Source organism: Ruegeria sp. ABM4_193, from assembly GCF_056158705.1.
Genome location: NZ_JBSWTT010000001.1, coordinates 1,890,776 through 1,906,079, shown reverse-complemented (window position 1 = coordinate 1,906,079; position 15,304 = coordinate 1,890,776). Strand labels below are relative to the sequence as shown.

The window sequence follows — 15,304 nt, the reverse complement described above, 5'->3', positions numbered from 1 at the left end:
TTGGTGCACGGGTGCAGATCGGTTTGATTCACCGATGCCGCCACTGAAAATCACATGAAGGATGAAGGGGCAGGAGAAGCATTTGAAACCAGGTGGGTGTGTTGGCTTCATCTACTCGTTTCACTGTTTTAAGTTATTCGGGTGCAAAGACCTGCGGCAGATTTCAATTGACTTGCCTGAAAACTCTTTTCCGGTCGGAGCATACTGATCATAAACGTTAACAAAAATATCAATTTGATATAGAGTTGTGGTGTTATTGATCAGTAACGCGCGGGTATTCGTGTGACACAGACACTTTATGAAAAGTATGGCGGCTTCAAAACAATCAGCCGCGTCGTGATGACCTTCTATGAGATGGCATTGGATTCTGACGACATCGGCCATTACTTCGAGGACATTGATATGCCCCGTTTGATTGACCATCAGACGAAGTTTGTGTCTTCGCTAATCGGAGGACCTGCATCATTCAACGACGACAGAATTGAAGCTGTTCACCGGCATCTGAACATCTCACATGATGAATTTGACGTCATGGCGGAACTGTTCGGCGATGCGCTGAGCGCCCATGGCATGTCGGACGGGGATATCAAAACAGCGCTCGCCGCAATTGAGGGCAAACGGTCCATCATCGTCGTCCGGACTGCGGCATGAGCATACTGGCAATCAACGAGCAACTGTTGCGTGCCATTGGTGTTGGTGTCGCCGTGGTGCGTGCCTCGGATCTGGAGTTCGTGTTTCACAATGGACCTTTCGCAGAATGGTTCGGGACCCCGGAAGAAGGCAATACGCTTGGAGATATTCTGCCGGATCTCGACCCCAAAGAACTGGAAGATGTCAAACAGTCTGGCCTCAGGTATTCCGTCGAGCTTCAGATCAAACCAAAACGCCGGACGTTGATCTTTGCGGTGACAGTGTCGCTGGCCAATGGGTTGTCGGAACAGGTGCTGATTGTGGAATGCCAGAACATCACCCGCATTCGCGAGTTGGAAAGCATGATCGACAGCTATTCCACCATGGTCGAGCGCAATACCCGAGAACTTGAGCGCGAAAAAGAAAGGGTTGAACGCCTGTTGCTGAACCTGATGCCAAGGGCCGTCTATGAAGAATTCAAGACATTTGGCGTCGTCACACCTCAGCTGTATCAGCAGGTTTCGGTGGTGATGCTGGATTTTGTTGGGTTCACAGATTTTGCAGCCAAGACCGACCCAACCGTAACCCTGAGTGAACTGAACGATATCTTCACGGCTTTTGACCGTATCGTCGAACAGTTTGGGTGTGAGCGGATCAAGACAATAGGTGACGCATACCTTGCTGTGTCCGGCATGCCTGACCCAACCCCGGATCATGCCACGGCTGTCGCGCATTGTGCCGTGCGGTTTCTCCGTTATCTCGAGCGCCGGAACGAAAGCCATCCGCACAAATGGCAGGCCCGGATTGGCCTGGGGATGGGGGCTGCGGTCGGATCGGTCGTTGGAATTCAGAAATATGTCTATGACGTTTTTGGCCCGGCTGTGAACATAGCGTCCCGCTTGCAAGTCTTCGCCAACCCAATGAACATCGTGGCACCGGAAGAGATGAAGTATGCCCTGATCGACGAATTTCAGGTTTCCGACCTTGGTTGTGTTGACATCAAGGGAATGGGCGAGATGGACCTGATTAATGTGACCTCGGGTCTGAGTATGCCACAAGGTAACAGGTTGCTGTGACCCGTTTCAGTCGTCTTGAGGAATGAGGCCCAAACCGCGTAGGTAAATGCCAATCCCACTTTCCAGTAAATCCTCTGGCGGAAATGGAGAGGTTGCGCCAGTGTTGCGGGCAAAAAGCTCAACAACACCGTGACTCATCGCCCAGATATGGGCACTGAACATCGATGCAGGTGGGCGCTTTTCCGGCGGTATATGTTGGGACAGGTCCGCCGCCGCTTTTTCCAGAACCGACTTGGCGCGATTGGCGGCCAAAGAAAGCTCGGTCGTGCGGTTCAAAGAGATCCCGCTTTCGAACATCGCGATATAATGGCCGGGGTTCTTGCGGGCAAAGGCCAAATAAGCCCGGCCGGTTGCCTCGAACGCTGCAAGCGCTGATGGCTGCCCCTTGTCATAGGCATATTGCATCAGATCAGCGAACATCTCGAACCCTTGCCGCGCCGCCTCGGCAATCAGGTCTTCACGTCCCTGAAAATGGCGATAGACAGCGGCAGGGGTCACTCCGGCGGTTTTTGCGGCTTCGGATAGGGTGAAACCAGTAGGCCCTTTTTCTTCAATCAGGGACAACGCGGCTTCGACCAAAGCCTGTTTCAGGTTCCCGTGGTGATACCCGCGTTTCGTCATTCCGGCCTCAGCTGTCTTGATGCAGTGTTTGAAAACAATGAGATAGAGCAAACACGCAGATCCGTCCAACCCTGTCCGTCAAAACACTTCGTTGGAGTGTAGGGTTACGCATCCCAGACATCCGGGCCACCGCAAATCTGCGGATCAATCTTGCCGATGCTCTTCTTGTCTTTCTCATCATAGTCCAACGCATGCAGGACCGTACGGATGGCTGCAAGACGCGCACGCTTCTTATCGTCTGAACGCACGATCGTCCAAGGGCAGGCGTCAGTGTGCGATCTGGTCAGCGTTTCTGAGATCGATTCCGTATACTCATCCCATTTGTTCAGACCCGCCACATCAATCGGGCTAAGCTTCCACTGTTTGAGCGGATCCGTCTCGCGCGCCAAAAAGCGGTTCAACTGCTCGGCACGCCCGACATTGAGCCAGAATTTGAAGAGATGGATCCCGTCATTCACCAAACCCATTTCCAGCGGCAGAACTTGACGGAAGAACCTCTCACGCTCTTCCTGCGTGCAAAAACCGAAGACATTCTCGACGACACCCCTGTTGTACCAGCTCCGGTCAAAGAAAACGATTTCGCCAGCGGCGGGCAGGTGGGCGATATAGCGTTGAAAATACCATTGGCTGCGTTCCGCATCCGAAGGCTTGGCAAGCGCTACATTGCGCGCGCCGCGCGGATTTAGGTTTTCGCGGAACCGCTTGATAGTGCCGCCTTTACCAGCGGCGTCGCGCCCTTCAAAGATGATCGCCACCCGATGACCTGTTTCTTTCACCCAGGACTGCATCTTGACCAACTCGATCTGGAGAAGCTCCATCTGAGCATCATAGTCCTTGGTCTTCATTTTCTCGCGATACGGGTATGTGGCGTTTAGAATATCGCCTTTTCCCGACTTCTTGATTTCGTCCCGTACCGCCTTGGGGGCGTCTTTTTGATAGTATCTTTCGATTGAACCTTTTTCGGACCGGGCCATATGTCACCTCGCGATAAAATCCATATCTTACTATGGATTAGAGCCTGGATTAACGCAAACCCGCACGCTGGGCCGCACGATCTATGGCGGCAGCGACCTCGGGGGCGGCGACCACCTGCGGCATGTGGCCGATTCCGGGCAAGTCGATCAACTCGGCCCCTGGGATTTGGTCGATCAGGCGTTCGGAATGCCATTCAAGACCAACCGTGTCGTCAGCGGTTCCGTGAATGATTTCTGTTGGCACGGAAATTTCGCCATATCTGGGCTGCAGACGGGTAATCTCATCCAGCAGATTGGCGCGTTGCTTGGCATTTGCGTGCATTGATCCACGCCGGATCGTGAGGCCGGGGCCGAAGTGCTCTGCGTACCCCTCAGGCGCGGTCTGTGGCGCAAATACTTTGTCCAACGCTTGCGTCACGTACCATTCAGGCACGAAAGAGCTGATCAGGGGCAGGACCAGAGCATTACCTGCGGTGGTTGATGCCAGCCGGTTAAAGCCATCCAAGGGCGTTTCCCACGGGATGGCCGCAGGCGCGATCAGAACCAGGGCCGAGATGTTTTCAGGACGCGTTACTGCCCACGCAAGCGAGACCGATCCGCCATAGCTTTGGCCTGCAACGATGGGTTTTTCGGCCCCCAGCTGCGCTGCCGCCCGTTGCAGGATATCTGCCTGCTCGATGATGGTTTCGCCGTCGGGGTTGAAGCTTTCTGAATACCCCAAGCCGGGGCGGTCGAACACGATAACCCGAAAGTTCTGTGCCAGAATGGGGGCCAGCGCGAAGGTCATATCGCGCGTGTTCCCGCTAGAGCCATGGATCAGAACCACGTCCGGGCCTTCGCCCATCACAACGGCGTGTACGGCGACGCCATCAACATCAAGAACCTGACCTTCGGGTGGAAAGGCCGCTTCTGCCATCGCCTCATTCCTGGCGCTGCGCCAAGCGGTCAGCACGGTCAGGCCCAGTACGATGAGGCCAAGGAGTATGAACGCTTTACTTGCCAATTTTGCTCATATCGAAAGGCGTGGACTGGTAGATTTCGTTGATCCAGTTGCCATAGAGCAGGTGCGCATGGCTGCGCCACCGGTTTTGTGGCGTTTGTGATGGATCATCATCCGGGTAATAGTTGACCGGCACGTTGATCGGCGTGTCGTTGGCAACGTCCCGGTCATATTCCTGCTTCAGCGTATCGCTGTCATATTCGAAATGGTTGAAGATATAGAGCGCACGGTGATCGGGATCCTCGACCAGGCAAGGCCCAACATCGTCGCTGCCCAATAGAGTGTTCAAACCGGGGGCGCTGTCGATTTCACCCTGTTTCATCTCAGTCCAGCGGCTGACAGGGATCACGCAGTCGTCTGAGAACCCGCGTAAAAACGGCGAGGCCGGGTTCAGGTTCCGGTGACGGAAACAGCCGAACGCCTTGGCGCCCAGCATGTGTTTACGCACACCGTGGAAATGGTTGATCATCGCCATTCCGCCCCAGCAGACACCAAAGGTCGATTGAACATTGGTCTGCGTCCACTCGAAGACTTCGCTGATCTCATCCCAATAAGTAACGTCACCAAACTCCAGATGCTCGATCGGAGCGCCCGTGATGATCAGGCCGTCGAATTTCTCATCCTTGACCTCCTGAAAGGGGCGGTAAAACTCAGACATATGCTCGGCCGCAGTATTTTTGGTACGGTGTTCGGTCATGCGGATCAGGGACAGGTCGATCTGCAAGGGGGTCGCACCAATCAAGCGCGCGAACTGGTTTTCCGTCTGGATTTTCTTGGGCATCAGATTCAGCAATCCAATGCGCAGCGGGCGGATATCCTGACGCATGGCCTGATCTTCGTCCATGACCATGACGCCCTCTTTGGTCAGGACGTCAAAAGCAGGAAGATCAGATGGGATTTTGATGGGCATGTGTCAGACTTCGAAGAGAGTAAGGAAAACTGCTAGTTAGGCGTTCTTGGGTTCGGTCTCAAGGGTGCGTTCGATCAACTCATCGAAATCACCGGCGTCGCGGATCTTGCCGATATCATCGGCTGCAATCGTCACACCCCAGTTCTTGGCCATCGCCTCATAGCGCGGTTGGCGGTGCGCCAGAGCCTGCGCATAGGTCCAGCGAACGAAATCGTCAGGGTCCACATCAAATTCGGCACACCCTTTTTGATCCAGATACTCGGCCCATGTGCGGGTCAGGAAATCTGCCTGATAAGACATTGGTTTCGGTGCTTTATCGAACCTTTGCACCAATTCGGCCGTATGACCTTCATCCCCCTGCAACCAGATCATTAGGGTTTGGCGCGACAGTTCTGACAAGATCTGATCTTTGGGATCCTCGGTGTCGACCCATTCACAGATCGAACCACCCGTATCACAGATAAAGTGCGGGTATTGATACAAACGCTCGGCGCGGTCGATAAAATATTCGGTATCCAAAAGGGCATGGATCTCGGCCAGACGAAACTGCTCCTGCCGGCGGCGGTACTCTGGCATTTCCAACCCGCCAAGCGCCGGATTGCCCGGTTTGCCAAGATAGGCGGCAACAGGGGTCAGGTTTTCAAACGAGATATTCGAGCCGATATAGATCGAGTCCGACAACAGCAGGTCGCGCAGGAACGGAACTTTCATAGCCTCGGCCTTGGCGTTGTCGGTGATGTACTCACCCATGTAACGCGTGCCGATCCGGTAATCGATCGAGTAGTGGAACCAGTTCCCCGAATCCCTGAGGATGTTCGAGACATACGTTTTGCCCAGGCCGGACATGCCAAAGAACAGCACTTTCTTACGGCGTGCGGTGCGCCAGTCTTCGGCTGAGGAGTAGATCATTATGCGCTGTCCCTTTTTTGCCTTTGCTAAATCGGGCAACGGGCGGCGTCAATCACGACGGCCAGAGCGATTGAGAACCAAAAGACCTGCGGCAAGAATAGCAAAGCCAAAATAGGCATTGGGTGACAGCGCTTCGCCGCGCAGTAATGCCCCCAATACGATGGCGACCGGGGGAATAACCAGCGTCACCAACATAAGGTTGCCGCTGCCGGCCATGGCCAGAACACGGTAGTACAATAGGTACGCCCCGGCGGTTGCAAAAATTGCGTAATAGCCAATGGCCGCCCAGGTGATTGCTGGCAGCGCAAGACTTGGCAAACCATCCGTTATCAGGGTTAGCGGCAGCGCCAAGATGGTCGATCCGGTCAACATGCCTGCTGCGGCAACGATGGGGGGAAGATCGGTCAGCGCATATCGGGCCCATGCGGCAGCGAAAGCGTATGACACTGTTCCAGCCAGAACAGCAAGCTGGGCTGTGCTTTGCAGGCTGAACGCTGTGAAGTTTTGTACGCCAATTGCAATCGTGACGCCGACGAAGCCCAGACAAACGCCAATCAGTCGGGATTTTGTCAGCCGTTCATCGCGAAAAAACATAGCTGCAACCAGCACCCCAAACACGGCGGTCGAGGCGTTCAGGATCGCGGTCAGGCCGGTGTCGATGTAAAGCTGCCCCCAGGCCATCAGGCTGAAAGGGATCACGTTGTTAAGAAGACCCATGACCAGAAAGGCAGCCCAAACCCTTGGAGCACGCGGAAATTCGTGCCCCTGAGCCCAGACCACCAGCCAAAGCACCAGCATGGCCCAGAACGTGCGATGAAGCACGGACGTCATGACCGGAATGGTGTCCAGCGCGATCCGGATCGAGACAAAGGACGCGCCCCAGATGATGCCAAGTAGCAAAAGCTCGGCCCACGCGCGGGGCGAAAGGTGTTTTTGTGTATTCATGGCGTCACTGTCTCATTCGGAAGGTGAAACTGCGACCCGGTTCTTGCGAAAAAGCCCCGCTGAAACAGCGGGGCTTTGACATGTTCTAAGATGGTGGCGATCAGTTCAGAGCGTAGGTGATCTGGAACCCAACACTCCAGGCGCTGTTGCCCGTGAATGTTGCGCGCGCACCGGGGCCAGCGCCGTCTGCTGTTGCGTCACCAATATCCGTATAGCGAATGCCGCCAGAAATCTGTGCATTTTCAAGCGAGTAGGTGCCACCTACGCCAATGCTCCAGAAACCGTCGGTCGGGCCGAGGTTTGAAACCGGGGTGCCTTGAGACAACTCGTAGCCAAGAGTCACAGCGCCGGAGAACTCTTCCGAGAACTGGTAGCCCAATCCCAGTGAGTAGGTGAAGGTGGCATCGTCATAGTCAACAAGGTTGCTGGTCGGTGGATAGTTTGGCGGGTTGTAGACCAACTGTGGCCAGTCGACCCAACGAACCGATCCGAACAGCAAGGTTTTCGGGGCAACACCTGTCTGGAAGTCCAGATTGATGGATTGGGGCGTTTCAATTTCGCTGTTTGTGTTGAACGTCGCAACCGTTCCCGGTGGAATTGGGGGAATTGGCGGTGGGTTCAGAGATTCGGTCTGCGAGAGATCGTGGCTGATCTTCGAGTTGTAGGTCAGAGACACACGGGCCGCGATCTCAGGCTTTTCCCAGGCTACACCGATAACGTATCCAAATGCTGTGTCGGCGTTTGTGTCTACGTTATAACCCGCGGCAAGTGGTACGGTGACTGATGCTTCAACGCGCTGCGCGCGAATACCGCCGATTGCGCTAAAGCCTCCGTCGAATTTATAGCGCAGCAACGCAGTGATCGCGTCGGTGTCCGCTGTCGCCCTCAGAACGTCAGACCGACCGCCTGGAATTGGGTTTATCGACAGCGGATAGCTGGCTGCATACTGGATGTCAGCACCAAACGGCTGGTCATACATGATTGCAAAATCGAGTTTTTCGGTCAGGGCTGCCTTGTAGCCCAGGTGCGGCGTGAAGAAATCATTTGCCACTTCGCCAGAGTCCTGAGGCTGGCCGATATTTGGACCCGCCAACGCGGGCATAGTGCCGGTCACACTCGGGTCAGTGTAACCAAGACGGAACTGAACAACTGAACCTTCTTCGAAAATCAAATTGATCCCCTGACCGCTTCGGTCAAGGCCACCTGCATGGGCAGTTGCTGCCCCAACGCACAGCGCGCAGGTTGTAAGTAGCGTTTTTTTCATTCTGTCCTCCCTATGGGTCTCCTGCGGGTTATGTTGGCGATTGTTGTGAGTGAAATGATCGCCTGCCCGTTTTATTCCGCACGATACTTTCTTTTTGGTTACTTTAAGGTCAACTGGTGACGGAGCGTTACTTGGTGCGACTCATGTTTGGAGTTGTTGCCAAATTGCTACGATTTTCGGACCAGATGTTTAAGAAGATGCCAGAGAAAATGACCACAGCGCCGATCATGACCCATTGGTCGATGGGCTCGTGATACAGGATCATCCCGACCACTGCGATCGTGGGAAGACGGGCAAAGTCGAAGGGAACCACGACAGTGGCCGGGGCAATGGCCAGGGCATTGGTGATGCAGAAATGCGCCAGTAATCCGGCCAAACCAACAAGAACCAGAAACGGAGCGGTGTTTGCGTTCGGCAGCGAAATCTGACCATCGAACCCGGCGGCTGCGGCACCCAGGACAGCCTGCATGGCCGTCAGCCAGAAGACGATGCATCCAATACTTGCAAACCGGGTGAGTTTCTTGGTGGTAATTGTTGTAAACGCGAAGAAAACAGCAGAAAGCGCCGCGGTAGCAAGACCCGGGCTTAGCGGGGCAGAACCGGGGCGAGTGACAATCAGAACGCCTGCAAACCCAATAAGCGCTGCGACTATCTTAAGAGGGGTCAGACGTTCCTTCAGGAACAAAGGGGATAACAGTATGACCCAGAGTGGTTGCGTGAACTCAAGGGCAAAGACTTGTGCCAACGGCGCAACTGCTACGGCGTAGAACCAAAGGTTTTGTCCGGTAAAATGCAGTGTGTTTCGTATCGCGTGCAGCCCCACGCTTTTCGTTGAAACCTGCGCCCAGTTCTGGGTGATTGTCAGGACAAGAGCCACAACAAGAAACCCGACGATGCTGCGATACATCATGATCTCGAACGTGTCGTGGGTGAGGCTTAACTCTCGTCCGGCAACGGCCATGGATGAAAACGAGGCGATGGCACCGGTCATCCATAGAGCAGCCTTAAAGACGTGACTTTGTCCGTGGCTCATTACTAACGCATCCAGAATTAGTCGCGAGGCCAAACATGCGATGGAGCGCAAAGCCAGGCATTAGAAAAGACAGTTAAATGTGTTTAGCCAATCAAACGCCGAAGAATGAAGGGATGCAAGAATGTAACAGTGAATTACTGTGGAAACGGGTTGAACGCGCACAACATTCCGCGCGTTCAACTTCCTGTTTCAGTGCAGTGTTCGCCTATCATTCCCACTCAATCGTGCCCGGCGGTTTTGAGGTAATATCATAGGTACAGCGGTTGATGCCCTTAACCTCGTTGATGATCCGCGTCGCGGTTTCACCAAGGAACTCGTGGCTGAAGGGATAATAATCTGCGGTCATACCATCAACCGAAGTGACAGCCCGCAGCGCGCAGGCATAGTCGTAGGTACGGCCATCGCCCATGACGCCCACGGTGCGCACGGGCAAGATGGCGACAAACGCCTGCCAGATTTCATCATACAAGCCGTGCTTGCGAATCTGGTCGATATAGACGGCATCGGCTTCGCGCAGGATCTCCAGCTTTTCGCGGGTGATTTCACCGGGGCAGCGAATGGCCAGACCCGGTCCGGGGAAGGGGTGGCGGCCAATGAAACTCTGCGGAAGGCCGAGTTCTCGGCCCAGTGCGCGGACTTCGTCCTTGAACAACTCACGAAGCGGTTCGACCAGCTTCAGACCCATCTTCTCGGGCAGGCCACCCACATTGTGGTGCGACTTGATTGTCACTGACGGACCGCCCGAGAAGGACACCGACTCAATCACGTCAGGATAAAGCGTGCCCTGAGCCAGGAACTCGGCCCCTTCGATGGTGTCGGCATGTTTCTGGAACACGTCGATGAACAGCTTGCCGATGGTCTTACGCTTAGTCTCCGGGTCGCTTTGACCTTCGAGCTCGCCCAAGAACAGCTCGGATTCGTCCGCATGGATCAACTGAATGTTGTAATTGTCGCGGAACATGCCCACGACCTCTTCGGCTTCGTTCTTTCGTAGTAGACCGTGATCGACAAAGACACAGGTCAACTGATCCCCGATTGCCTCGTGAATCAGAATCGCAGCAACCGAGCTGTCGACACCACCGGACAAACCACAGATTACCTTTTTGTCGCCGACCTGCTCGCGAATCTTGCGGATCATCTCTTCGCGATAGGCGCCCATGGTCCAGTCGCCCTTGAAGCCCGCCAGTTTGACGAAGTTTTCGTATAGCTTCGCGCCCTTGGGAGTGTGATGCACTTCGGGGTGGAACTGCACTGCATAGAAGTGGCGCGCAGGGTCCGCCGTGATCGCGTAAGGCGCGTTGGGCGAGGTGCCAAAGACCTCAAAGCCGGGTGCGATCTCACTGACGTGGTCGCCGTGGCTCATCCAGACCTGCTCATCCCCATCAGCGAACCAGCCATCCAGAATATCCAACGTGTTTCCGGGGGTGACAAAGGCCCGACCGAACTCGGCAGTGCCGTGACCACTTTCCACCTTGCCGCCCAGTTGATGCATCATCACTTGTTGGCCGTAGCAGATGCCAAGAATTGGAACGCCGTAATCGAATATCTCTTGCGGAGCACGGGGCGAACCCTCGCGCGACACGCTGTCAGGGCCACCCGAGAAAATCACGGCACGGGGGGACATTTCCCGCACGAAATCCATCGTGACATTCTGGTAAGGGTGGATTTCACAATAAACATTCAGCTCACGCAGGCGGCGGGCAATAAGCTGCGTTACCTGGCTACCGAAGTCGATGATAAGAAGGCGGTCGTGGGATGTCTGGGTCATGTCTGCGCCTTAGGGCAAGCCCGGTGATTTCGCAAGGGCGACGTCCAATTCCTTTGGATTTTCGGGCCTCCACAAAAACCCAATTGTAAAAGTTTTGTAACAAAAATATGACAACCTGAAAGGATCCAAGTCTGGATTCGTCTGGATAAGGATCATGAATTGCCGATTTCGATAGAAATTGCCGCGCTGAATCTGGCGCTTGCGTTGTTTTGCGGGGCACTAATAGGGTCCGAACGGCAAGTCCGGCAGAGAATGGCCGGTTTGCGGACAAATGCGCTTGTGGCCCTGAGCGCCGCGGCCTTTGTTGTGTTTTCTGCTCTTTTTCCGGACGAAGTCAGCCCAACCCGTGTGGCCGCACAGGTCGTGTCGGGCATTGGCTTTTTAGGGGCCGGAATCATTTTCCGCCACGGATTCACGATCCACGGGCTGAACACGGCGGCAACCTTGTGGTGTTCGGCCGCTGTTGGAATGATGGCGGGGACGGGGGCTTGGTTTTTCGCCTTGATGATGACTGGCTTCGTCATTTTTGTGAACCTTGGCCTTAGGCCCCTTGTCAAATGGCTCAAACGGACAACGCGCGCCGGCGTTCCGCTGACGCAGGAATTCAAGATTCTTTTGCAATGCAAAGAAGAGACGCAGGCCGATGCGCGCGTCGCGGTTCTCAAGGCGCTGGCCCAAAATGACATTCGCATCGTTGGGTTTGAGAAAGGGGACAGTGCTGACGGTTCGCAGACCATAGCGGTTCTTGTTTCGATGGAGGATCACCCCGAAGAGCTGCAGCACAAGGTGGTCGCGCCGTTGATGCTGGAGCCGAGTATCGAAAGCATTGAGTGGGATAGTGTTTCAGAGGCCTGATTAACTTTGAGGAGGTGTTTGCTGCTCGGCAGGGTGCCAATGTCGCTTTTTCCCCCAGAGCGCCGCAATCCCGATGCCTGAGTTCTGGTAAACCTGTATCAAAAGCTCCAATCTAACCAACCAGACGGGATTTTCTCATGGCAGAGGCAAACACCCGACGCAGGGCAAGAGGTGGCGGTGGCGCCGCCCGCCGTGCCGAGCGTACCGCAGTCCGTATCGAGACCGCGAAATACATTGAACGGAACATTCCGAATTTTGAGATCCTCAATGAAGAGGCGCTTGAAATCATCGAGAACAACGCGGAAACCGTGTTGGAAGAAATCGGCGTCAACTTCGTCGACAACCCCGCCGCGCTTGAACGCTGGCGCGATGCTGGTGCAGATATCGACGGCGAGCGTGTTCGCATCCCACGCGGTCTTGCGCGCGAGCTGATCAAAACCGCCCCCAGCGAGTTCACGCAGCACGCCCGCAACCCCGAGAAATCGGTGGTCATCGGTGGCCGCAACATGGTTCTGGCACCTGTTTACGGCCCTCCTTTTGTGCGTGATGCGCAAGGCGGCCGTCGCTATGCGACCATGGACGATTTCAACAAGTTCGTGAAACTGGCCTATATGTCCAAGTGGTTGCACCATTCGGGCGGCACGGTGTGCGAACCAACCGACATTCCGGTGAACAAACGCCACCTGGACATGCTTAAGGCGCATATGACCTTGTCAGACAAGCCTTTCATGGGCTCGGTGACAGATCCTAGCCGGGCGCAGGACTCGGTCGAGATGTGCGAGATCCTGTTCGGTAAGGAGTTCGTACAGGAAAATACAGTGATGACCTCACTGACCAACATCAACTCGCCGATGACGTTTGACGATGTGATGATGGGCGCGCTGGAGGTTTATGCGCGCAACAACCAGGCTTGCATCATCTCGCCCTTTATCGTGGGCGGCGCGATGGCTCCGGTTTCGGTTGCAGGTACCCTGACGCAGGTTTTGGCCGAAGTTTTGGCGGGTGTGGCCTACAGTCAGATCATCCGCCCCGGCGCGCCAGCGATCTTTGGTGCATTCGTGACCTCGATCGACATGAATTCGGGCGCACCCACCTTTGGCACGCCTGAAGCAGCACACATTACCTATGGTGCGGGTCAGTTGGCACGGCGCTTGAACCTGCCTTACCGATCTGCAGGGTCCTTCTGTGGTTCAAAATTGCCAGACGCGCAGGCGGCTTACGAGACAGCAAACTCGCTGAACATGGGCCTGTTGTCCGGTGTGAACTTCATGCTGCATTCCTGCGGCTGGCTTGAGGGTGGCCTTGTTGCCGATTTCGAAAAGTTCGTCATGGATGCAGACCAGTTGGGTATTCTGCATTCATTGGCCAAGGGTGTCGCGTACGATGACAACGCGCAGGCCATGGACGCAATTCGCGAAGTAGGGCCGGGCGGTCACTATCTTGGTTGTGCGCACACGCAGGCAAACTTTAAGGAATCCTTCTGGAAGTCTGATCTGCTGGACTACAAACCCTACGAAACCTGGCAGGAAGAGGGTGCACGTGACACGCGCGCATTGGCGTCCGCGCGGGTCGAGCATTTGCTGGCAAACTACCAGCAACCGCAAATGGATCCGGATACCGCCGCAGCGCTGGAAGCCTATATCGCCGAGAAAAAGGCTTCCATGCCGGATGCGTTCACCTGATCACTGAAAAGCTGAGGCGCGGTTGGCTTGATACAACTGCGCCTCACCCAACAGCGCGATAAGCAGATCCAGATGCCGCACCAGGGAATAGGCCGCATCTTCTTCTTTGCGCTGTTCGTTTACTTCTTTCTCCATCTCCATCAATCGCAGTAGGGCCTGTCCGGATCCGGGTAGCGAACCGTAACCCAGAATGCGCTGCAAGTGCCTGTCCCGATTGTAATCTCTGGCCCCGAACTTGGCCGCCCGCGCCAGCATACGAGGGCGGCGAAGGGTTGCGATCATCGTCATCAGGTCCTGCATATTTTGTCCCTTTTCCTTAAGATTTCCGGGATCCCTTGTTGCACAACCTAAGCGGGTGTTGCCTTTGCGTCAGTCTCGCCGAACGATGGTTTCACGACTGTTTATCTTTTTGAATCAAATCTGGTTTGTGCCTCGTGCGGTTAACGAACGAGTAACGAAAGGACCTCTAGTTAGAATTGGTTAACCCGCATTCCGAGGGCGAAAAGTAGCAGTTTGTTTTGTCGATGAGGGCAAATAATGATGGAAAACAACATGGCTTTCACCATTCCGGCATGGGTTCCAGAGGGGGCGCAAAGATACCTTGCCCATACCGAAACGGGCCGCTCGATCCGCGAAATAGCGCGATCAGCCGGATGCCATGCGTCAACCATCCTTAGGCAAATTCGACGTATCGAAATGCGTCGCGATGATCCTCTGGTTGATGCGGCCCTGCAATCGCTTGCTGAAACGCACTTTTCTGTTTCCAGCACGGGTAACAGGTCATTTGCCTCTCAGGATGAGGCTGCTGAAGAGCAGGAGTTTGAGCGCGAAGCTTTGCGTATTCTGCGTCGCCTGAGCGAAACCGGATCCGTGCTTGCCGTAGCCGAGGAGATGGACAAGGCCGTTGTTGTCCGCGACACAGGTAACAGCGCTGCAACCAGAACTGCAGTAGTCGAATGCAAGATTGCACAGGCCTTGGCGCTCAAAGACTGGATTTCCTGCGACAATCCCGGGCGTATCTCGCGGTATCGGATCTCGTCAGCGGGACGAACGGCATTAAGCCACTTGATCGCTCAGGCCGAAAACCAGGCCCGGGCCGGGACAGAGCCTGGCTTTGCCGAAGCGCAAAGCGGGTTTCACGCAAAGCCGTCAGGTGGGCTTGCACAAAGCATTAGTCGTATTCGATACAGCGCCACGGAAAGTCCATTGACCGCTTTGGCACGGCGCCGCGATCGGGACGGAAAACCGTTTCTGGATGAAACACTCGTGAAAGCCGGAGAGCGTTTGCGCGAAGACTTCGAACTGGCGCAAATCGGTCCGCAGGTTTCTCAGAACTGGGATCATTTCCTGACCGCGGGTGGTCGCGGCACCTACGACAGTGATGCGCATGGTGGCAGGGGGTTTTCTGATGCAAGGGACAGGGTTGCGCGCGCACTGTCAGATCTAGGTCCGGGTTTAAGTGATGTTGCGCTGCGCTGTTGCTGTTATCTCGAAGGGCTGGAACTGGCGGAAAAACGCATGGGGTGGTCGGCCCGGTCTGGCAAGATTGTCCTACGCATTGCTTTGCAGAGGCTCAAACAGCATTACAAGGATCAGGCTGAACGTGACCGCATGATCGGTTGAGAGTCACCAGAGAC

Annotated in this window: 15 protein-coding genes; 5 read left to right on the top strand and 10 right to left on the bottom strand. The window is 55.1% G+C overall.

Going from position 1 to position 15,304, the window contains the following annotated elements; genetic code table 11:
• The first annotated feature begins 282 nt into the window (after positions 1-282).
• Positions 283-651: a group I truncated hemoglobin gene (locus ACXADZ_RS09590; RefSeq protein ID WP_171089661.1), complete on the top strand. Its 369-nt coding sequence runs from the start codon at positions 283-285 to the stop codon at positions 649-651.
• The gene (locus ACXADZ_RS09585; RefSeq protein ID WP_171089663.1) at positions 648-1,706 is read left to right on the top strand and encodes an adenylate/guanylate cyclase domain-containing protein; all 1,059 of its coding nucleotides are present in this window, start codon (positions 648-650) and stop codon (positions 1,704-1,706) included. Before ACXADZ_RS09590 ends, ACXADZ_RS09585 begins: the two co-directional genes overlap by 4 nt.
• Positions 1,707-1,712: 6 nt before the next feature.
• On the opposite strand, the gene ACXADZ_RS09580 is transcribed toward ACXADZ_RS09585, so the two are convergent.
• The 9 genes from ACXADZ_RS09580 to guaA form a co-directional block, all read right to left on the bottom strand.
• Positions 1,713-2,327 carry a TetR/AcrR family transcriptional regulator gene (locus ACXADZ_RS09580; RefSeq protein WP_171089665.1) on the bottom strand — a complete coding sequence of 205 codons (615 nt, stop codon included), beginning with the start codon at positions 2,325-2,327 and terminating at the stop codon, positions 1,713-1,715.
• A gap of 104 nt (positions 2,328-2,431) precedes the next feature.
• Entirely contained in the window at positions 2,432-3,301 is an 870-nt protein-coding gene (gene ppk2 / locus ACXADZ_RS09575) for a polyphosphate kinase 2 (protein WP_475195614.1), read from the bottom strand.
• Positions 3,302-3,350: 49 nt separating this feature from the next.
• Complete coding sequence (locus tag ACXADZ_RS09570) at positions 3,351-4,304, bottom strand: alpha/beta fold hydrolase (RefSeq protein WP_475195608.1); 954 nt, start codon at positions 4,302-4,304, stop codon at positions 3,351-3,353.
• Positions 4,294-5,211, bottom strand: a complete 918-nt coding sequence (gene metA / locus ACXADZ_RS09565) for a homoserine O-acetyltransferase MetA (protein WP_475195604.1) — start codon at positions 5,209-5,211, stop codon at positions 4,294-4,296. The genes ACXADZ_RS09570 and metA overlap by 11 nt, the downstream gene beginning before the upstream one ends.
• Positions 5,212-5,247: 36 nt before the next feature.
• Positions 5,248-6,120 carry an ATPase gene (locus tag ACXADZ_RS09560; protein ID WP_475195600.1) on the bottom strand — a complete coding sequence of 291 codons (873 nt, stop codon included), beginning with the start codon at positions 6,118-6,120 and terminating at the stop codon, positions 5,248-5,250.
• 48 nt (positions 6,121-6,168) lie between these two features.
• A complete protein-coding gene (locus tag ACXADZ_RS09555) occupies positions 6,169-7,065 on the bottom strand; it encodes a DMT family transporter (RefSeq protein WP_475195596.1) in 897 nt (298 codons plus the stop codon).
• A 100-nt stretch (positions 7,066-7,165) separates the two neighbouring features.
• Positions 7,166-8,329, bottom strand: a complete 1,164-nt coding sequence (locus ACXADZ_RS09550; protein WP_475195591.1) for an OmpP1/FadL family transporter — start codon at positions 8,327-8,329, stop codon at positions 7,166-7,168.
• Between the two features lie 127 nt (positions 8,330-8,456).
• The gene (locus tag ACXADZ_RS09545) at positions 8,457-9,362 is read right to left on the bottom strand and encodes a DMT family transporter (RefSeq protein ID WP_475195586.1); all 906 of its coding nucleotides are present in this window, start codon (positions 9,360-9,362) and stop codon (positions 8,457-8,459) included.
• Positions 9,363-9,570: 208 nt separating this feature from the next.
• Positions 9,571-11,130, bottom strand: coding sequence for a glutamine-hydrolyzing GMP synthase (guaA, locus tag ACXADZ_RS09540; protein WP_475195583.1), 1,560 nt, complete (start codon positions 11,128-11,130; stop codon positions 9,571-9,573).
• A gap of 159 nt (positions 11,131-11,289) precedes the next feature.
• On the opposite strand from guaA, the gene ACXADZ_RS09535 reads away from it, so the two are divergent.
• Both ACXADZ_RS09535 and ACXADZ_RS09530 read left to right on the top strand, forming a co-directional pair.
• Positions 11,290-11,985, top strand: a complete 696-nt coding sequence (locus ACXADZ_RS09535; RefSeq protein WP_475195579.1) for an MgtC/SapB family protein — start codon at positions 11,290-11,292, stop codon at positions 11,983-11,985.
• 137 nt (positions 11,986-12,122) lie between these two features.
• Positions 12,123-13,667 (top strand): trimethylamine methyltransferase family protein, encoded by a 1,545-nt coding sequence (locus tag ACXADZ_RS09530; RefSeq protein WP_475195575.1) that lies wholly within the window; start codon positions 12,123-12,125, stop codon positions 13,665-13,667.
• Here ACXADZ_RS09530 and ACXADZ_RS09525 read toward each other — a convergent pair whose 3' ends face one another.
• Positions 13,668-13,967 (bottom strand): DUF6477 family protein, encoded by a 300-nt coding sequence (locus tag ACXADZ_RS09525; protein ID WP_475195572.1) that lies wholly within the window; start codon positions 13,965-13,967, stop codon positions 13,668-13,670.
• Positions 13,968-14,207: 240 nt separating this feature from the next.
• On the opposite strand from ACXADZ_RS09525, the gene ACXADZ_RS09520 reads away from it, so the two are divergent.
• Complete coding sequence (locus ACXADZ_RS09520) at positions 14,208-15,290, top strand: DUF6456 domain-containing protein (protein ID WP_475198551.1); 1,083 nt, start codon at positions 14,208-14,210, stop codon at positions 15,288-15,290.
• Positions 15,291-15,304: the final 14 nt, after the last annotated feature.